The organism is Kitasatospora hibisci (assembly GCF_043950205.1).
Lineage (GTDB): Bacteria > Actinomycetota > Actinomycetes > Streptomycetales > Streptomycetaceae > Kitasatospora > Kitasatospora hibisci.
This window is the reverse complement of the sequence record NZ_CP171642.1, coordinates 8,022,201-8,040,713: the sequence shown is the minus strand read 5'-3', so window position 1 is coordinate 8,040,713 and position 18,513 is coordinate 8,022,201. Positions and strand designations below refer to the sequence as shown.

The 18,513-nt window shown below is 75.1% G+C and carries 17 protein-coding genes; 9 read left to right on the top strand and 8 right to left on the bottom strand.

Going from position 1 to position 18,513, the window contains the following annotated elements; all coding sequences use genetic code 11:
• The first annotated feature begins 270 nt into the window (after nucleotides 1-270).
• From ACF9IK_RS34845 to ACF9IK_RS34830, 4 genes are all read left to right on the top strand, one after another.
• A complete protein-coding gene (locus tag ACF9IK_RS34845) occupies nucleotides 271-462 on the top strand; it encodes a hypothetical protein (protein ID WP_395298052.1) in 192 nt (63 codons plus the stop codon).
• 539 nt (nucleotides 463-1,001) lie between these two features.
• Complete coding sequence (locus tag ACF9IK_RS34840; RefSeq protein ID WP_395298051.1) at nucleotides 1,002-1,388, top strand: hypothetical protein; 387 nt, start codon at nucleotides 1,002-1,004, stop codon at nucleotides 1,386-1,388.
• An 82-nt stretch (nucleotides 1,389-1,470) separates the two neighbouring features.
• Nucleotides 1,471-1,932 carry a helix-turn-helix transcriptional regulator gene (locus ACF9IK_RS34835; protein ID WP_395298050.1) on the top strand — a complete coding sequence of 154 codons (462 nt, stop codon included), beginning with the start codon at nucleotides 1,471-1,473 and terminating at the stop codon, nucleotides 1,930-1,932.
• A 10-nt stretch (nucleotides 1,933-1,942) separates the two neighbouring features.
• Nucleotides 1,943-2,353, top strand: coding sequence for a VOC family protein (locus ACF9IK_RS34830; RefSeq protein WP_395298049.1), 411 nt, complete (start codon nucleotides 1,943-1,945; stop codon nucleotides 2,351-2,353).
• Nucleotides 2,354-2,409: 56 nt separating this feature from the next.
• On the opposite strand, the gene ACF9IK_RS34825 is transcribed toward ACF9IK_RS34830, so the two are convergent.
• The 3 genes from ACF9IK_RS34825 to ACF9IK_RS34815 all read right to left on the bottom strand — a co-directional run bounded on the left by ACF9IK_RS34825 (nucleotide 2,410) and on the right by ACF9IK_RS34815 (nucleotide 4,899).
• Nucleotides 2,410-2,712, bottom strand: a complete 303-nt coding sequence (locus ACF9IK_RS34825; RefSeq protein WP_395298048.1) for a hypothetical protein — start codon at nucleotides 2,710-2,712, stop codon at nucleotides 2,410-2,412.
• 195 nt (nucleotides 2,713-2,907) lie between these two features.
• On the bottom strand, nucleotides 2,908-3,618 hold the full coding sequence (locus ACF9IK_RS34820) for an SMI1/KNR4 family protein (protein ID WP_395298047.1): 711 nt from the start codon (nucleotides 3,616-3,618) through the stop codon (nucleotides 2,908-2,910).
• A 99-nt stretch (nucleotides 3,619-3,717) separates the two neighbouring features.
• Nucleotides 3,718-4,899 carry a serine/threonine-protein kinase gene (locus tag ACF9IK_RS34815; protein ID WP_395298046.1) on the bottom strand — a complete coding sequence of 394 codons (1,182 nt, stop codon included), beginning with the start codon at nucleotides 4,897-4,899 and terminating at the stop codon, nucleotides 3,718-3,720.
• A 305-nt stretch (nucleotides 4,900-5,204) separates the two neighbouring features.
• On the opposite strand from ACF9IK_RS34815, the gene ACF9IK_RS34810 reads away from it, so the two are divergent.
• Nucleotides 5,205-6,011, top strand: a complete 807-nt coding sequence (locus ACF9IK_RS34810; RefSeq protein ID WP_395298045.1) for an SDR family NAD(P)-dependent oxidoreductase — start codon at nucleotides 5,205-5,207, stop codon at nucleotides 6,009-6,011.
• Between the two features lie 89 nt (nucleotides 6,012-6,100).
• On the opposite strand, the gene ACF9IK_RS34805 is transcribed toward ACF9IK_RS34810, so the two are convergent.
• On the bottom strand, nucleotides 6,101-10,084 hold the full coding sequence (locus ACF9IK_RS34805; protein ID WP_395298044.1) for a helix-turn-helix domain-containing protein: 3,984 nt from the start codon (nucleotides 10,082-10,084) through the stop codon (nucleotides 6,101-6,103).
• A 264-nt stretch (nucleotides 10,085-10,348) separates the two neighbouring features.
• Between ACF9IK_RS34805 and ACF9IK_RS34800 the strand changes: the two genes are divergently transcribed.
• The 3 genes from ACF9IK_RS34800 to ACF9IK_RS34790 all read left to right on the top strand — a co-directional run bounded on the left by ACF9IK_RS34800 (nucleotide 10,349) and on the right by ACF9IK_RS34790 (nucleotide 12,939).
• The gene (locus tag ACF9IK_RS34800; RefSeq protein ID WP_395298043.1) at nucleotides 10,349-11,119 is read left to right on the top strand and encodes a glycoside hydrolase family 25 protein; all 771 of its coding nucleotides are present in this window, start codon (nucleotides 10,349-10,351) and stop codon (nucleotides 11,117-11,119) included.
• Between the two features lie 59 nt (nucleotides 11,120-11,178).
• Nucleotides 11,179-11,817: a hypothetical protein gene (locus ACF9IK_RS34795; RefSeq protein ID WP_395298042.1), complete on the top strand. Its 639-nt coding sequence runs from the start codon at nucleotides 11,179-11,181 to the stop codon at nucleotides 11,815-11,817.
• A 234-nt stretch (nucleotides 11,818-12,051) separates the two neighbouring features.
• On the top strand, nucleotides 12,052-12,939 hold the full coding sequence (locus ACF9IK_RS34790; protein ID WP_395298041.1) for an MBL fold metallo-hydrolase: 888 nt from the start codon (nucleotides 12,052-12,054) through the stop codon (nucleotides 12,937-12,939).
• A gap of 16 nt (nucleotides 12,940-12,955) precedes the next feature.
• On the opposite strand, the gene ACF9IK_RS34785 is transcribed toward ACF9IK_RS34790, so the two are convergent.
• The gene (locus ACF9IK_RS34785) at nucleotides 12,956-13,558 is read right to left on the bottom strand and encodes a dihydrofolate reductase (RefSeq protein WP_395298040.1); all 603 of its coding nucleotides are present in this window, start codon (nucleotides 13,556-13,558) and stop codon (nucleotides 12,956-12,958) included.
• Nucleotides 13,559-13,627: 69 nt separating this feature from the next.
• On the bottom strand, nucleotides 13,628-14,935 hold the full coding sequence (locus ACF9IK_RS34780; protein WP_395298039.1) for a YncE family protein: 1,308 nt from the start codon (nucleotides 14,933-14,935) through the stop codon (nucleotides 13,628-13,630).
• A gap of 146 nt (nucleotides 14,936-15,081) precedes the next feature.
• On the opposite strand from ACF9IK_RS34780, the gene ACF9IK_RS34775 reads away from it, so the two are divergent.
• Complete coding sequence (locus tag ACF9IK_RS34775; RefSeq protein ID WP_395298038.1) at nucleotides 15,082-15,717, top strand: TetR/AcrR family transcriptional regulator; 636 nt, start codon at nucleotides 15,082-15,084, stop codon at nucleotides 15,715-15,717.
• Between the two features lie 481 nt (nucleotides 15,718-16,198).
• Here the strand turns inward: ACF9IK_RS34775 and bla are convergent, their stop codons facing one another.
• Together bla and ACF9IK_RS34765 are read right to left on the bottom strand one after the other, a co-directional pair.
• Nucleotides 16,199-17,152: a class A beta-lactamase gene (bla, locus tag ACF9IK_RS34770; protein ID WP_395298037.1), complete on the bottom strand. Its 954-nt coding sequence runs from the start codon at nucleotides 17,150-17,152 to the stop codon at nucleotides 16,199-16,201.
• Between the two features lie 190 nt (nucleotides 17,153-17,342).
• Complete coding sequence (locus ACF9IK_RS34765; RefSeq protein WP_395298036.1) at nucleotides 17,343-18,401, bottom strand: phosphatidylinositol-specific phospholipase C domain-containing protein; 1,059 nt, start codon at nucleotides 18,399-18,401, stop codon at nucleotides 17,343-17,345.
• Between the last annotated feature and the right edge of the window lie 112 nt (nucleotides 18,402-18,513).

The following is an 18,513-nucleotide window of genomic DNA, read 5'->3' as shown; positions in this document are numbered from 1 at the left end:
GCTCGGCGCGGGGCCCGCCACCGTCGCGCGGGCCTTCACGACCGCGATCCGGATCGCAGTGTCCGACCATCGGACACGACCCCGCACACTACTGACCGGTCATCGGTTCGACGGATGGCCATCGCAGGGAAGAACAGCAAGAGAACGAGGGGGAAACATGCTTCGTCGCATGTCCGCACTCGCCGTCTCCACCGTGGTCGCGGGGGCCTGCTCCTCGCCGCCGCACCGGCCCAGGCCGCCCCGGCCGTCACCCGGTCCGGCGTCCAGGCCATGGCCGCCGGCGGCGCCGTCACGGTGAACATCCAGGAACTGCGGAGCCAGGTCGCCGAGCTGCGCCAGCAGGCCGCCACGCTGCGCCACGTGGGCCTCTACCGCGAGGCTGACAAGGTGGACGCCCGCGCCAACGCGATCGAGACGCAGACCAAGCACTACCTCGCCTGCGAGCGCAGCGTCCGCTGCTGAGCCGCGAACGCGGCGAGGCCCCCCGCCCGGGAGAACCTTGAGGTCCAGGGATCGTTGCAACACCCCTGCCGGGAAGTGCAATGACCTTCGAGATCCGCAAGGGCCGGGCGGGGGGCCTCGCCGTTTTCGGCTCAGGAGCGGGCCGACGTCCGGGGCGGCCACCGCGCCGCCGCGACGCGCCGCCGAACGCGCCCGGTGAGGTCCCCGCTGCGCGCGGTCACGGAATGGTCCGCGCCGCGGCGGCTTGCGGGCTCAGGCCGTCGAATCGGGTTATCGTGCCCTGCAGAGACTTCGGTCGCCCCCGGCCAACGGCCCGGGACCGCCGGAGCAGGCCCGCCACCCTCGGGCCGGACGGCCCGCAGCGGCACGAGCGACCCTCCGATCGCCTCCGACGGCCGAACCCCGCAAGGCCTCTGCCCGCGCCCGGGCAGGCCCGCCGTTCCCCACCGGCGCGCCTACGACCGCGGCCCCGGCAGCCCGGCCACACGGCCCGGTCCCCCCACCGGGCCGGCCGATCCGTTGCACCAGGAGCCGCCTCCATGGCACTCGACCCCTGCTACGCGCGTACCGACGCGCACACGGCCCCCGCCGCCGTACCCTCGGCCGCCGCCCCGGCCGCCGCCTCACCGGCCGCCGTCTTCGCGGCCGCCGGTTCGCCCGCGTCGGACGCACCGCCCGCCGACCCCGTCTGTACCGCCGAAGGCAACGGCGTCTACACACCCGTGCTGCCGCTCTGGCTGGTCACCATGCCGACCAGGACCGCCGACGGGACCACCGGCAGCCAGACCTTCGCCGTCCGGGCCGCCACCGTCCCGACGGCCATCGCCACCGCCGCCGTCCGCGCCGGGAGCCAGGAGGCCCGCCTGCGCCGGCGCGGCGCCCGGATCGACGCCCACTGCGCCCGGGTGGTGCTGCACTGCGCGTGACCGCCCCGCTCGCCACCGCCCCCGCATGCGGCCCCCTTCCGCAGGTGGGGGCCGCTTCAGGGGCCGGTGGTAGCGTCGAACCATGACCCCCGAGGAGCTCGCCGACCTCGCGCACCTGCGCCGCGCGCGGGACTTGATCGACCGGGAGTACGCACGACCGCTCGACGTGCCGGCGATGGCCCGCCGGGCGCTGATGTCGCCGGCACACTTCTCGCGGCGGTTCCGGGCCGCCTACGGGGAGACGCCCTACACCTACCTCATGACCCGCCGGATGGAGCGGGCGATGGCACTGCTGCGCTCGGGCGTGAGCGTCGACGCGTGCATGACGGTCGGCTGCACCTCCCTCGGGTCGTTCAGCTCGCGCTTCACCGAGCTCGTCGGCGAGCCGCCGAGCGCCTACCGTGCCCGGGAGCACCGGGCCGTCGCGGCCATGCCGGCCTGCGTGGCCAAGGTGAACACCCGCCCGGTGCGCATGCGGACGGCACGGGAGGGACCGGGCGAGCCGAACAGGATCCGAGAAGCGGGCCCCAGAGCCGCGGCCTAACGTTGGCGGCATGACCATCGCACTGCGCTACTGCCACATCACCGTGAACGACCTCGACGACTCGCTCGCCTTCTACCGCGACGCGCTCGGCCTCGACGTGCGCAACGACGTCTCCTCCGGCGCGCACCGCTGGGTCACCCTCGGCAGCCCGGACCAGCCCGACCTCGACATCGTGCTCTCCGATCCGCACGCCGGCCGCTCCCCGGCCGACGGCGACGCCCTCCAGGAGTTGCTCACCAAGGGCGTCCTGTCGATGACCGTCTTCAGCACCGACGACGTCGACGCGGCCTTCGAGCGGGTCCGGGCCTCCGGCGCCGAGGTCCTCCAGGAGCCGATCGACCAGGCCTGGGGGCCGCGCGACTGCGCGTTCCGCGACCCCTCGGGCAACATGGTGCGGATCCAGCAGAAGGCCCCGGCCTGACGAGGCGGCCGCGCTGCCCCTTGCCCGCGTGTCGACCCCCGCACCACCCGCGGCTCTCAGGCCACGGTGGCGCCGGGCCGTTCGCCTGCCGTACGGAGCCGTTCGGTCAGGGCGGCGAGCCCCTTCCGGACGTCGTGGACAGTGCCGCGGGCGTCGGCGGTGGTCATCCGGTACGGGTAGTAGAGGTCGACGAACTCCCGGGCGACCTCCACCAGCGTCGCGGCCGCGTCGAGGACCGTCGCCTCGTGCTCGCGCCGCACGTCCCCACGATCACCGCGCGCCGGGGTCACGACGGTCTCGCGCGCCAGCTTCTCCACCTCGCGAACCGCGTCGACGATCGCCTTCAGTCCGTCGTCCATGTCAGTCCCCTCGCCGGTGACGCGCTCCAAAGACCGGTCGGTCCGATGACTCCGGGTCAGTGTGCCCGTGAAGAAGGTCCGTTCACGCGAGCGCCACGCAGGGACGGTTCGGCATCGCGGGGGGCTGGGGCACTGGGGAGCTCGGCGGGGCGTGCGCCAGGCCGTCGCACGCCCCTCACGGCCGCGCCCGTGCAGTCAGTCCTGCCGAAGCACGGCGGCGAACACGGCCCCGCCGGACGCACGTTCCAGGCGGTACGGTCCGCACACCCGGTCGAAGCGGGCCCGGCTCCCCGGCGGGGCACCGCGCAGGTCCGCCACCGGTGCGGCGTCCGGTACCCGGCGGGCCAGTTCTGCGACCACCGGGTCCGCGTCGGCGGCACGGAGCTCCGCCGCACCGGACAGGGGCAGGTCGGGGCCGTCCGGGTAGAGGGCGTCCCAGAAGTCGTCGGCGTAGGGCTGGAGGCCCTCGTCGAAGCCGGTGCCCTCCACCAACTCCTCGGCGGTGGCGACCAGTCGGTCCAGCCACTCGGCCAGCGAACCGGCCTGGACGTACAGCCCGCCCTCCCGGTACTGCATGAGCACCTGGCCCCATCCTCCGTCGGCCGCGATGTCGACCCAGGTGAGCCCGCCGCAGCCGTCGTCCGACACCACCCACCGCCGTTCGGGCAGGCCCTGCCCGCCCCCCTGGCGCGGGTGCCCGCTCAGCACGAACTCGACCGGCGGAACGGCGAACCCGCCCAGCCTGCCGAGCAGTTCACGCTCGGCGGCGGGCACGGGCAGGGGCGACGGCGGGCCCGTGGGCGCCCCGGGTTCCCGGGGCGCTACGCCCGGGCGCAGCGCGAGGTCGAACGGCACCCGGCCGGCGAGCGCGTGCAGACGGGCGAGCAGGGAGTCGGCGGTGATCACGGCGGTCACGCTAGCCCAGTCGCCGCGCCGCAGGCGGGGGCGGCAGGCGAGGGCGGCAGGCGAGGGCGGCAGGCGGGGGCGGTAGCGCACGGTGGCGGTTCAGAGTGCGAGGGTGCGCCAGCCCTGGGTAATCTGGTCCTGCACGGGGACCGGGGCGGGGTGAGCGGTCAGCAGTTCCAGCAGGGCCGCGCCGTCGGCGGGCCGGCCGGACGGGTCGGCGGTGAGCGCCCGCGCCACGGCGGCGGCGAGCGCGGGGTCCAGGTCCTGTACGGCCGCGAGCGCGGCGGGCTCCGGGCCGGTCTCGATGATCCGCCGGATCACCGCGCCGGTGCTGGTCGCCGCGAACGGGCTGGCACCGTGCGCGGCGCAGACCACGCAGCAGGCCCAGGCCCAGACGTCGGCGGCCGTGCCGACCCGCTCGTCGCCGAACTGCTCGGGCGCCATGTAGGTGAGCGTGCCGGGACCGCCGCCGGCCATGGTGAGCCTGGTGCCGTCCACCAGCGCGGCGATGCCGAAGTCCAGCAGGCGCGGCCCGGCGGTGGTCAGCATGATGTTGGCCGGTTTGAGGTCCCGGTGGATCAGACCGAGCCGGTGCACCCCGGACAGGGCCACGGCCAGCGCGAGCGCCAGGGCCCGCAGCGCCTCAGGGGAGCGGATCGGACCCTGCTCGCGCAGATGGGCGTCCAAGGGCCGGCCGTCCAGCAGTTCCATCACCAGGTACGGCCGTCCGCCGTCCACCCCGCCGTCGAGGACGCGCGCGGTGTAGGCCCCGGAGACCATGCCCAGCACCTCCGCCTCGCGCTCGAACCGGCGCAACAGCTCGGCGTTGTCGATCAGTTCGAGGTTGATGGTCTTCAACGCCACCTGCGTCGCCGCGCCCTCCCGCCGGGCCAGGTACACCGTGCCCATCCCACCGGAGCCGATCCGGCCCAGCAGGTGGTACCCGCCGATCATCCGCGGCTCGCCCTGGTGCATCGGCTGGTGCGCGACGGTCGGGGCGGGCGCCGATGACACGGACGGCGTGGCCGGTGCGCCCGGAGCCGCGGGTACGGCCGCCCCGGCCGGGGCGGTCGGCGCGGCGGCCGCACCGCGGTCGGCCTGCGGCTGGACGTACGTCCAGGCCCGGGGGCGGGCCGCGGACGGAGGGACGGGCGGAACCGAGGCGGCGACGAGGCGCCTCCGCCTCCTTCCCGCGAGGACCGCTAGGGCCACGATGACGACGACCAGGCCGACGACGATGACGACGATCAGGCCGATGGGCGTCACAACGGAGGCTTGCATGCGCCCACCCTAGGGTGCGGCCGTCAATTCCCGCCAGGAAGAAGTCATTTGGGAACACCTGCACGATTTTCGAGGCGCGGACCTCGCAGGGGGCGGACAGGTCCGGGGGCGGACAGGTCGGGCAGGCCGGCCCTCGCCCCCGGGGCGGTTCGGCGGTCGCGAGGGCACCGCCCCGGCGGGGTGACGGGCGGCCGGGAGGGCAGCCTGGAGAGCGGCCTGCGCCACAGCCGGACCTGACGGGCCGTGAGCATAGGATCCGATGGTCAGTCCACAGATCACCGATTCCCTCCCGGAGGCTGGAACCCATGTCCGACCAGCGCGTTGTCATCGTCACCGGCGGCGGTACCGGCATCGGCGCCGCGACCGCCCGGCTGCTGCGGGCCGAGGGCCACCACGTGGTCGTCTCCGGGCGGCGCGCCGAGCCGCTGGAGCGGATCGCCGAGGAGACCGGCGCGGTGGCGCACGTGTCCGACACCACCGAGCCGGCCGACGTCGAGGCGCTGGTGGAGGCGGCCCTGTCCGCGTTCGGCCGGCTCGACGGACTGGTCCTCAACGCCGGCGTCGGGCGCGGCGGCGCGGTGGGCGATGTCGCCCTGGAGGACTGGGAGTTGGTGATGCGCACCAACCTCACCGGGCCGTTCCTGATGCTGCGGGCCGCGCTGCCGCACCTGCTGCGGTCGCGGGGCTCGGTCGTGGCGGTGGCCTCGGTCTCCGCGCTGCGCAACGGCCCGGGGAGCGCCGCCTACGCCACCTCCAAGGCCGCGCTGCTCCAGCTCTGCCGCTCGCTCACCGTCGACTACGGCCACCTCGGCCTGCGGGCCAACACCGTCTGCCCGGGCTGGGTGCGCACGGAGATGGCAGATCGCCGGATGACGCGCTTCGCGGACGCCGAGCAGCTGCCCGGCGGCGTGGACGAGGCCTACCGGCAGGCCACCCGGCTCTCCCCGGCCGCCCGGCCCGGCGAGCCGGAGGAGGTCGCCGCGGCCATCGGCTGGCTGCTCTCCCCCGCGGCGGGCTACGTCAACGGCGCCGCTCTGACGGTCGACGGCGGGATCACCGCGATCGACCCGGGCACCACGGCCTTCGACTTCCGGATCGAGCCGCGCCACTGACGCCCCGCCGTCGACGGACGCACGGACCCGCGCCGCCGAGGACGGCACCGGGCCGCCCTGCCGCTCCTCGGTGCCCGGGCCCCGTCGGGTCAGGGGCAGGTGGGGCGGTAGGGGGCGCCGGGGGCGAGGCGGAGCCAGTCGTGGCTCGGCAGGGGTGGGCGCACGACGGCGCAGGCCTCGGCGGCGGCAGTGGCCGGGTCGAGGCTCCAGACGGGGGCGGCGCCGCTGTCACCCCCCGTCAGGACGCGGCCGCCGGGGAGGAAGGCGAGTCCGTTGAGCGGCAGGCCCGGACCGGTGAGGGTGGCCGTCGGGGCCGGGGAGTCGAGATCCCAGAGCCGCAGCACGCCTTGGTGGCCGACGTCGGCGACGGTGCGGCCGTCCGGGGCGAAGGCGAGGGCGTGGACGGTGTCGGAACCCACCGTGCGCGTCTCTCCGGGGGTCATCGCGTCGGTCGGGTCGGCGCCCAGCGGCCGGCCGGCGCGGACGTCCCAGACCACGACCAGGCGGTCGTTGCCGGCCGCCGCCAGGAGGCGGCCGTCCGGGCTGACCGCGAGGCGGCGCAGGTGGTCCTTGTGGTGGATGCCGCTCTTCCGCGGAGCCGCCTCCGGGTCGGCGACCGCGAGCAGGTGGACGAACTGCGAGTCGCAGGCGAAGGCCAGATCGGCGCCGTCGCCGAGGAACACCGCCGCGTACACGGGACCGCACGGGTCGGGCGGGCGGGCGCGCAGCGGCGTGCCGTCCGGCGGCCCCGTGAACAACCGGCCGTCGGCCGTGCCCACCGCCAGCACCGTGCCGTCGGGGCTGAGCGCGAGTGCGGTCGGGGACGTGCCCACGTCGACGGCGGTCGCCGGCGTGCCGTCCTCCGCGCCGAGGAACTGGACGGCGCCGCCCTCGCGGGCGGCCGCCAGGGTGCGGCCGCGGCGGTCGAACGCGAGGGCGATGACGCGACGCCCGTCGGGCGGGGTGACCGCGACCGGGCGCGGCACGGGGCCGCCGACGTCCCAGAGGGCGATCCGGCCGTCGGCGGTGCCGACCGCCGCGCGGTCGCCGGCCGAGGCGACGGCGGTGACGGCCGGTCGGTCGGGGCCCGGCGCGAGGTCGGTGCCGCGGTGCAGGTCCCAGAGCAGGACGTCGCCGGGCGGGGAGCTGATGCCCGCCGAGGTGACGACCGTCCGGCTGTCACCGGCGACGGCGACGTTGAGGACGAAGGTCGAGTGGCCGCGCAGTTCGGCCGCGACCCGGCCGGTGGGCAGGTCCCAGACTCGGGTGCTCTGGTCGGCGCCCGCCGAGAGCAGGGTGGTTCCGTCCGGGGTGAGGGCCAGGGCGTTGACGGGGCCCTGATGGACCGGCGGCAGGTCGGTGGACGGCCACTCGGCGAGGTGGTCGGCCACGGGTCCGGGCACCCGGCGGAGCCGGGGGGAGGTCTGCGGCTCGTCCTCGTCCGCGGCCGAAGGTCCCGCCTGCGGGAGGGACGGCACCGGAGGGGACGGCACCGGGACGCCGTCCGTCGGAGGCCGCCAGAGCCGGATGTGCCCGCGGTCGCCGCCGACCGCCAGCAGTCGCCCGTCCGCGGCGAAGGCCACCGACTTCGGCGCCGGGGCCTGCCCGGCGAACACCGTCCTCGCCCCTCCCTCCGGGGCCCGGGACGGATCGGTGTTCCGGAGGCCGTCCACGTCCCCCAGGTCCCGGACCAGCACGTCGCCGTCCGTGGACGCGGAGGCGAGCAGGTGCCCGGGCCCGAAGGCGACGCCCTGGACCACCCCCGTGTGGCCGGTCAGCGTCCGCACCGGGGGCGCGGCGCCCGCGTCCGTGCGCCACACCCAGACGCACCCGTGTCCGGGCGGGGCGGCGTCGCTGCTGGCGGCCGCGAGCAGGGCGCCGTCCCGGCTGAAGGCCAACCGCTTGGCGGCCGAGGTACCGGTCGGGGAGCTCTGCGGCATCACCGGGGACGGCAACCGCTGCCGGTCGCCGACCCGCCAGAGCAGGATGCGCAGGCCCTCCTTCCTGGTGACCGTCACGGCGAGCAGCGACCCGTCGGGGCTGAACCTGACGTCCTGCACCGGGGCGCCCACGTCGTGGCCCTGCAACTCGGCCACCCGGGCGGTGGTGTGCGCGTCCCAGAGCGCCACCTGCCCCTGGGAGTCGCCGGTGGCCACCAGCCGCCCGTCGGGGCTGATCGCGAGCCCGTTGACGCCCAGGGTGAAGCCGGGGATCCTTCCGGTCAGACGTTCGGACTGGGTGCTCAGCACCGCGTCCTCGGCCGGCCGACGCAGGCCGGTCCCGCCGGACAGCGTGACCCTGTGGGCCTCGACCGACTCCAACATCGCCGCGTACGGGTCCCGGCCGGCGTTGCGTTCGGCGGCGGAGAGCAGCGCGCGGGCGAGGTTGGTGCGGTTGGCGACGGTAGCGCGGCCCCACTGCTGCCAGGCGAAGCCGCCCGCGAGCAGTGCCGACACCGACAACAGGGCGAGTCCCGCCACGAGGTGGCGAAGCGTCCGCACCCGGCGCCGCTCGGCACGGTGGTCCTGCTCGGCACGGGCCGCCGCGGCGCCCAGGAACTCCCGCTCGACGGGGGTGAGCAGTTCCTCGCCGGCGGGCTCGGCGGCCCGTTCGCGCGCCAGCTCCAGCCGGCTGCCCCGGTAGAGCAGTGCCTCGTCACGGCCGGACTCGGCCCAGTGCTCGGCGTCCTGGGTGAGCTGCTGGTGCAGGCGCAGGCCGGCCCGCCCCTGGTCGACCCAGTCACGCAGGCGCGGCCAGGCGCGCAGCAGGGCTTCGTGGGAGAGCGTCACGCCGGCCGCGTCGACGGTGAGCAGGCGGTCGTCGGCGAAGGAGGCGAGCACCTGGTGGAGCACCCGGTCCTCCGAGGCAGGGCCGAGGCCGGGGCGGGGGGCGGACGCGCCGACACCCGGCGCGCCGGGATCGGAGACGGACCTGCCCGCCAGGGCGGCGCGGTCCGCCCGGCGGCGCGAGGCCTGGCCGTCCGGCCCCAGGTGGACCAGCCGGAGCAGCACCCTGCGGGCGGCGGACCGGGCCGCGTCGTCCTCCAGCCGGGCCCAGGCGCGCTCGGCCGTCGCGGCGACCGAGCCGTGCAGCCCGCCGATCGCCCGGTAGCCCGCCAGGGTGAGGGAGCGTCCGGCGCGCTGCTGCCAGACGGCGCGCAGGGTGTGGGCGAGCAGCGGCAGGGCACCGGGGTCGTAGGCGCCGGCGGTGCCGGCGCCCTCCAGGCCGAGGTCGGTGACCATCAGTTCCAGCAGGCCGGGTTCGAGCTCCAGCCGGGCGGTGCGGGCCGGGCCGGTGATCGCCTCGGCCAGCTCGGCGGCGTTCATCGGCCCGAGGGCCAGCTGGCCACGCCGGACGGCCTTCAGCAGGCCGTCGTGCGCCAGGCAGTGCCCGTACAGGTCGGCGCGGAGCCCCAGTACCACCAGTCGGCCGCCCTCGGGGCCGGCCTCGCGGCAGAGCGCGTCCAGGAACGCCCGCCGCTGCTCGGGGTCGGCGCAGAGGGTGAAGAGCTCCTCGGCCTGGTCGACGATCCACACGGCGTCCGGGCCGTCGGCGAGTTCGGCGAGGCGGTCGAGCGGGTGGCCGGTCGGCGTGAGGACGGCGGCGGAGGCGGGGCCGGGGCCGGCCAGGCCGCCGCGCCGCAGGGCGGGCACCAGGCCGGCCCGCAGCAGCGAGGACTTCCCGGCGCCGGACGGACCGACCACCAGGACGGGACCGCCGCGGTCGGCGTGGCGCTCGGCGAGCAGGCCCAGCAGCGCGGCGCGGGCCCGGTCACGGCCGTGGAACCAGCGCTCGTCCTCCGCCCGGAAGGACGCGAGGCCCGGGTAGGGGCAGTGGCCGCGCGTCGCCAGCGCGACCAGGGAGCCGCCGGCCCGCAGTGCCCGGTCGCAGGCCCGGGCGAACTCGGCGGTGGCCGGCTTGTCCCCGTTCTCCACCTTGCTGATGTGGCTCTTGTCGTAGTGCACCCGGCCGGCGAGGTCGGCCTGCGAGAGCCCGGCCTCTCGGCGCAGCGTCCGCAGGACCGTTCCGAATCCGGCCCCGTCCGGCTGCCTCGTGTCGCTCTCCGTGCTCACCGCCGGCCCCCGCTCCGCTCGCTCCCGACCCGTCAACGAGTGGGAGCCGGGTGGGTCACGCGATGTCCGACACCCCCCTCTCATGAGCGATAACAGCAGGTCAGAAGGGTTGTCGAGATGTCCCGGCCGGACGACAACAGGCAACAGGTGCAGGCCGGGCCGCCGCTGGGCGAAGCTCTCACCGGGCAACGGAACCGCCGACCGGCACGGCGCCGGAACCGATGCCCCGTCACCCCCCGGAAGCACAGGAGAGGAGAACCCGACGTGAAGCCCCGCCCCCGCAGCAAGCCCCACCGGGCCGTCCGGGCGGCCGCCGTCGCCGTCGTCGTGGCGGCCGCCCTGGGGCCGGCCTCACCGGCCGGCGCCGCGGGTACCGGTCCGGACGCCTTCGCGGTGCGCGGCATCGACAGCTACCACGGCGACCACGGTCCGCAGGAGGACCAGGCCTTCGACTGGCCCGCGATCGCCCGCGGCGGCCTGTCCTTCGTGATGCTCAAGGCCACTCAGGGCACCGGCTTCACCGACGGCTGGTTCGGCCGGGACCTCGCCGGCGCCCGTTCGGTGGACCTGGTCCGCACCGGCTACCACTACTTCACCGCCGACCAGGACGGCACCGCCCAGGCCGACCACTTCCTCGACGTGCTGCACCGCGAGGGCTTCTCCGGCACCCGGCCGGGCGAGCTGCCGCCGGTGCTGGACCTCGAACAGTGCCGGAGCGACGGTCACCGGCTCCGGCTCGGCCAGGTGAAGGCCTTCCTCCAGCGGGTGCAGCAGGCCACCGGCGCCACGGCGATCGTCTACACCCGCAGGAACTTCGTCGACGAGTGCCTCGGCGGGACCGGGGAACTGAGCGGCCACCCGCTCTGGCTCGCCCGCTACGGCACCACCCCGCCCGAGCCGCTGCCCGGCGCCAAGGGCTGGGACTTCTGGCAGTACAGCGACCGCGAGTCGGTGCCGGGCACGCCCGGCAAGGTCGACGCCAGTGTCTTCCACGCCGACCGAGCGGCCCTGCGCCGCCTGGCCCACCAGGGCTGACGCCCCGTCCGAGATCCCGTCCCCCCTTTCCCGCACCACCTGCCGCAGGAGGCACCACCATGAAGCACATCCGCCGTTCGACCGTCGCCGCCCTCGCCGCCGCGGTGCTCGGCCCGCTCGCCCTCACCGGGCCGGCCGTCGCGCTGCCGGTCGACGCCCCGTCCCCCGCCTCGGTCGCCGAGGCCGTCGCCGATCCGGTCCTCGACACCGAGGACGAGGGCGGCGAGGCCCTCGACGCCGGCTCGGGGACCGAGCGGGCCGCGGCCGCGAAGATCTCCCGGGCCGAGGAGATCCGGCGCGCGAAGGTCTGGCTGACGGACAACGCGGGCAGGGCCGCGCCGTACAGCCAGAAGAAGACCTGGAAGGACGGCTACCGCCAGGACTGCTCCGGCTACGCCTCGATGGCCCTCAAGCTCCCCAAGTCGGGCCCGAACACGGTGTCGCTGAAGAACGACGGCTGGACCAAGCCGATCGCGATGAAGGATCTGCGCCAGGGCGACCTGGTCATCAAGGCCGACGGCAACGACCCGAACCACCGGCACGTCGTCATCTTCGACAGCTGGGCGGACGGCAAGCACACCTCCTACCGGTCCTACGAGCAGGCCGGCAAGGTCGGCACCCGGCACGCCACGCACGGCTACGGCCTGAAGTCCGGTGACGGCTACCACGCCTACCGCCCGGTCAACCTGGTCGACTGACGCCCGCGCCGGCCGCTCGCCCCGTGCCACCCGCCGTCCCGGGTGGCACGGGGCAGGGGTGGCAGGGGGCAGGGGCGGCACAGGGCACGGGGGCTTGCGGCCTCGAACATCCCGAACGGGCAGTGTCACAGGCGCCTGGTAGGTTCGCATCCGGTGGCTCCCTCAGGGGGTGCCGCGCCCGTCCGCCGGGGGGCAGACGGGCCGTCGACGCGCTCACCGGAACCAGGAGGCGGCATGACCCCCGACCCGCACCCGATCGACTTCACGGACGTGTCCGCACACCTCGCGGGCCGCTCGCTCGACGTCCGGTGGATCCACGGCTCCGAGTCCGCCAAGCACAACGCCGACCCCGAGCTGCAGGTCCACCACTACGACGCGCACACCGTGATCCTGCGGCAGAACATGGCGGTGAACTACGAGGCGCCGTTCCTGTTCCTGCTCTTCGGCAACGACCGCGCCGTGCTGCTGGACACCGGCGCCACCGCGGCCCCCGAGCTGTTCCCGCTCCGCCGCGTCGTCGACGAGCTGGTGGCGAGCTGGCTCGACCGACACCCGCGCCCCGGATACCGGCTGGTGGTCCTGCACAGCCACGGGCACGGGGACCACGTCGCGGGGGACGCGCAGTTCGCCGACCGCCCCGACACGGTGGTGGTGGGCGCGGAGCTCGCCACCGTCCGGGCCTTCCTCGGTCTGGACGACGACCTCGACCGGCCGGCCCTGCTGGACCTCGGCGGCCGGGTGCTGACCTGCCTGCCCGGCCCCGGCCACCACCCGGCGGCGATCTCCTACTACGACCCGTTCACCGGCTTCCTGCTCACCGGTGACACCGTCTACCCGGGCCGGCTGTACGTCTCCGACTGGGACGCCTACACCGCGACCATCGACCGGCTGATCGCCTTCGCGGCCGCGCACCCGGTGAGCCACGTGCTCGGCTGCCACATCGAGATGAGCAGCGAGCCGGGCGTCGACTACCCGATCCGGTACACCTACCAGCCGGACGAACCGCCGCTGCAGCTGGGCGTCGACCGACTGCAGGCCGTCCGCGACGCCCTGGAGAAGGCGGACGGCCGGGCCGGCCGGCACGTCCACGACGACTTCGTGATCGTCTACGGCACGTCCTGAGCGGCCGTGCACCGGGCTACCGGCGGCGCTCGTACCTGAGGATCCGATAGCGCAGTCCGGTGGTCGAGGAGCGCCAGCCCTGCTCCTCGGCCACGCTCCAACCCGCGTCCAGGGTGGGGGCGTAGGTGTCCCCTGCCACCGACAGGTCGATCTCGGTCACCGACAGCGTCACGGCGTGCTCCAGGGCAGCGCGGTAGATCTGCCCCCCGCCGATCACCCAGACCTGCGCGGCGGCCGACGCCGACGAGCCTGCGGCCAGCTCCAGGGCCTCGCCGACGGAACCGGCCCGTTCGGCGCCGTCGGCCGTCCACCCCGGATTGCGGGTCACCACGATGTTGCGCCGGCCGGGCAACGGGCGGAACCGCGGCGGGAGCGCGTCCCAGGTCCGACGGCCCATGACCACCGGGTGGCCGAGCGTGGTGGTCCGGAAGTGCTCCAGGTCCTCGGGCAACCGCCACGGCATGTCGCCGTCGGCCCCGATCACACCGTCGAGGGTCTGCGCCCAGATCAGTCCGACCGTCGCACCGCGACCGGTGCCGTGACCCGTGCCGGAACCCACGGGCGGTGCGGGCGGCCGGCCGCCGCGTCGGCACGGATCGTCGTCCTGGGGGTCCGCCATGACCGGCGATACTACCGGTCACCGGCGGTGCGCCCCCACCGCGGCGGTCGTCCGCAGCCGCTCCGGCCCTCAGCCGCCCGACGGGCCGGTCCAGTCGGCCGCGACGTGGCCGAGGCGGACGCGCTGCGGGTGGTCGCCGACCGGCACGGAGGCGGTCCTGAGCCCGGTCGTGAAATCGATCGCGGTCACCCGGTCCGCGCCGCTCTCCGAGATGACGCAGGACTTGCCGTCACCGCTCACGGTGGCCCAGTACGGCTTCGAGGCGGGCACCAGCGGGCCCTCCTGCAAGGTGGCGCGGTCGACGACCGTCGCGTAGTCGTCCATCGTCCCGGCGACGCACAGCTTGTCGCCGGCGGGGCTCATCGAGAGGCCGTGGTGGCGCGAGTCGTTGACCCAGGTGGTGCGGTCCTCGCTGGTCGCCGAGTTCTTCGGAAGGGTCTTGATCCGGGTGATCCGGTCGCCGGCCACGTCGTACTCCACGAAGCCGTTGAAGAACGACACCTGGAAGTAGAGCTTCGACTCGTCGGGGGTGAAGGCGGCCGGGCGGATCGCGTCGGAGAGGTCCGGGCGGCCGAAAGCGTCGAGCCGTTCACGCATGTCGATCACCCTGGTCTGCGCGAAGGTGTCCGCGTCCACCACGGTGATCCGGCGGTCGCCCTTCGTCCAGTCCAGCCACGGAGCGTCGAGGGCGGTGTTCACCTCGCCGATCGACATGTTCCAGATCCGCCGGCCACCGTCGGTGAACAGGTTCTCGTGCGGCTTGTCCCCGGTCCGGAAGGAACCGAGCTGCGCACCGGTGCGGACGTCCAGCACGTGGACCGTGTTGGAGGTCGAGGCGGAGACCGCCACCCGGGCGCCGTCCGGGGAGAGCGCCATGTGGTCGGAGCGGTAGCCGGAGACCGGGAAGCGCCAGTTGATCCGCCCGGTGGCGAGGTCGATGGAGACCACGTCGGCGAAGCTCGGCCGGGAGACGACCACGGCACTGCCGTCCGGGGTGGAGTACATGTCGTCGACGAACTGGTCGTGGCCCTCCCCCGGGCCGAGCCGGATGCCCAGGAAGTAGGCGAGCTTGACGGGGTTGAGGTAGATCTCGGCGAGCCGCCGGTCCTTGTCCGGGATCACGTTGACGCGCCCGATCCGGGCGAGGTCACCGGTGGAGCGGATGACGTCCGCCGTACCGTCCCAGTTGTTGCCGACGAACATCACCTCGCGCAGCCCCTGGCCCGCGCTGGGCGCGGACGCGGCGGCGGCTCCGGCAGGCGCGGTGGCCGAGGCCGTGAGCGCCAGGCCGAGGACGGCCGCGAGGCCGCCGAAGACCCTGGTGCGCCGGGAGATCCGGGACGGACGGGGGGAGCCGGGGTGTGCGGGGGCTGTCATCGCCACTCCTTCACGCGAACGCGCAGAGTCTGAAAAGGAGGTTTGTCAGATTGCGTTACTCGACGGTAGGGACGACCTGCCGACCCTGACAAGACGTCGGCGAGGAACAATTGAAGGATCATCAGCGGCGATCGGGGGCGGCGGCAGTGGCAGGTGGGCCCACGGGCACGTACGGCGGACGGTCCGCGCAGGAGCGCCGGTCCGAGCGGCGCGACCGCTTCCTCCGGGCCGCCCTGGACCAGTTCGGCGGCCGGCCGGGCTACCGGGCCGCCTCGGTGACGGCGCTCTGCGAGGCGGCCGGCCTGTCCACCCGCCAGTTCTACGAGGAGTTCCGCAACCTGGAGGACGTCCTCGCCCAGCTGCATCTGGCGGTCAACGACTGGACGGAGCAGGCGGTCCTGGCCGCCCTCGGCGACTCCGCAGGCCTCACCTTCGAGGCGCGGATCAGGGCGGTGCTGGGCGCCTACGTCGCGGCGGCGACCGACGACCCGCGCCGGCTGCGGATCGCCTTCGTCGAGATCATCGGTGTCAGTGCGGAGCTGGAGCGCCAGCGGCTGGTCCGGCGCTCCCGCTGGGTGGAGCTCATCCTCGCCGAGGCCCGGGCCGCCGCGGAGCGCGGCGAGGCCGCGGAGCGGGACTACCGGATCGCGGCGACGGCGTTCATCGGCGCCGTCAACGGGCTGCTGCACGACTGGACGGCCGGCCAGTTCGAGGCCTCCATGGACCAGGTGGTGGACGAGCTGGTCGCGCTCCTCCTGGGGGTGGTACGGCCGCCCGCCTGAGGACGGCGCTGAGGGCGGGGCCCGGCTTCCCGCATCGGGACGGATACCGCGGTGCGGTACCGGAGCGCAACGCGGGGGCGGCCTGCGCACGCGCCGTCCTGCCCGCCTTTCGCTCCCGGCCCCGGCGGCGGACCATGGAGGTCGGGCCCCGCCCTCGGCGGGCCCGACCGCGGAGCACCGCCCTCGCCGCCCGCGCGGCACCACTTCCCCGAGGGCCGGTGCCGACCGACCGGGAGAGGAGCGGCGATGTCGTCGAAGCGGCGCCGGAAGAAGAAGGCACGCAGCCGGAGCAAGGCCAACCACGGCCGTCGGCCGCAGTGCTGAACCGCCCCGGCCCGTACCGGAGGACGAGGGCCGGGCCCGGCCGGCCGAACGACCGGGCTGCCGGTTGCCCCCGGCGGTCGTGCGGCGCGCGGTCCGGCCGAGGGCGGCGGCCCCGGAAGCCGGGGGTCCCTGGGCCGCCGCCCTCCGCCGGGTGGCCTCAGCTCAGGGTCTCCGCGACCAGCTCGGCGGCCCGCTTGACCATCTCGTTGTGCTGGGGGCCCGCGGCCGCCAGGGCGGTCGTGTGCACGGCCACCACGATCGGCCTCCGGTTCGGCGGCCGGACGACGCCCACGTCGTTCGCCACGCCGTAGGCAGACCCGCCGCCGGTCTTGTCGGCGAGGACCCAGTCCGCCGGGAAGCCGGCCCGGAACCGGTCGGTGTTGGTGGTGTTGGCGATCATCCAGGCGGTCAGCCGGGCCCGGTCACGGGGTTCGAGCACGTCACCCAGGAGCACCTGCGCGTACGTCCGCGCGACGGCGCGGGGGCTGGTGGTGTCGGTGCGGCGCCACGGCTCGGCCGAGTTGAGCTCCGGCTCCCAGCGGTCGAGCCTGGTCCGCCCGTCCCCCACGGAGCGGCAGAAGCGGGTGACGGCCGTCGGGCCGCCCAACTCGCGGAGCAGCAGGTTCGCGGCGGCGTTGTCGCTCTGACCGACGGCGGCGGCACACAGCTCCTCGACCGTCATGCCGGTCGTGAGGTGCTCCTTGGTCACCGGGGCGTAGCCCGCGTCCTCGACGTCCTGCTCCGTGTAGTGGATCCGCCTGGCCAGGAACTCGCCGTCCCGATCGAGGTCCCGCAGCACGGCCGCCACGGCCAGCGGCTTGAAGACCGAGCAGATCGGGAACAGCTCGTCCGCCCGGTACGCCAGTGTCCGCCCGGTGCCGGTGTCGTGGGCGAACAGCCCGATCCTGGCGGCGTACTCGCCTTCCAGGCCGGCCAGCTCCGCGCACAGGGCACCGTCCGGTCCGGCCGCCGCGCCGGCGGTGGCCGGGACAGCGGCAGGGGCCGGGGCCGCGTACGCCCGCCCCGTCGAGGCGAGGCCGGCGGCCAGCGCCGTCCCCGCTCCGAGGGCCAGGACCGCCCGGCGGGACCGGCGCGCTCCAGTGGTTTCCATCACCGTCTCCTCCATGAGTGATCACGACACGTCACTGATCACCACGCCTCGACGAGGGGATACGTTCCACGCGGATCTCCGACCGCCCCGACCCCTGCCGCTCACCCGGGCGGCCGTGATCGTCGAGGGCCGCGCACGCCCCGGGACCGTACGGGGCGTGCGCGGCAACCGGCGGGGCCGCCGGCGGCCGTCAGCCGCGCGGCAGGACGAGGGACTGGACGGCGGGCAGGCGGCGCCAGTCGCTGGAGACGATGCTGGCGTGCGCCCGGGCCAGCTGTTCGGTGCGGGCGCGGGCCTGGTCGGCGGTCGGGTCGGTGGCACTGATGGCGGGGGCGACGTTCTGGGCGTCCGTCATCACGAGGAGGTAGTGCCGGCTGTCGTACCAGGAGGTGTCGACGCCACCCGTGTAGGCCGCGGCGTCGCCGTCGAAGACCACGAACCACGGGCGGATCGCCGCGTCCCCGTACCCGGTGCGCGGGTCGCCGGCCCTGGCGCCGTGCACGGCGGGGAAGACCTGCGCGTCGCCGATCCGGCCGGCCGACGCGAGGTCGCGCAGGTGGCGGCCGTACTCGACGTCGGTGTGGAGGGTGTCGAAGGGGTTGTTCTCCTCGAACGCGCCGGGGATGACGTACACCAGCACCCGCCCGGCGAGAGCCGACCGGGTCGGCCAGTTGCCCGCCCGGGCCGCCTCGTCGGCGTTCGCGTACGAGCCGCCGCCGGCCTTGGCCAGCAGGTCGGCGGGCCGGAAGACCGCGGAGCCGAGGTGGCCGGCGATCAGCGTGTCCAGCTGGGCGGGGCCCATGCCGCGGTTGGCGGCGAAGCCGCCCTTGAGTTCGAGCTTGACCACCAGCGGCCCGGCGGCCGGGTGGGCCCCGAGCCAGACCCGGACGTCGTCCAGGCAGGTCTCGAGGTTCTTGTTGGCCCCGCCGGTGTAGAGCTGGGCCGGGGTGCTCGCGGTGACGCAGTTGTTGGAGTTGCCGAGCGGGTTGGAGTGGCTGACCTTCCACTCCTTGGTGATGGTGTCCGTCCAGGCGTCCAGCTCGATCATGCCGGTTCCGGTGTCCAGGCTCTGGGCGAGGTAGCCGAACGCGGCCGGGTCGTAGGTGTTGTGCAGACCGACCGTGGTGGCCGAGCCGAAGGGGAGGCCGCCGTCGCCGGCCGCCGTCGCGGGCTGCAGCGGGAGCAGGGCGGCGGCTGCGGTGAGCAGGCCGGTGGCGAGTGCGCCGGTGATGGTGCGGCGTGCGGTCACGGTTGCTGTCTCCTCGTCGGAAGCTGGGGCTGTGCTGCCGACCCGAAGGATCGGCTGCCTGAGCATGCTTCAGATGAAGAAGACACGACAAGATGGTGACGGCTCGCCGCCG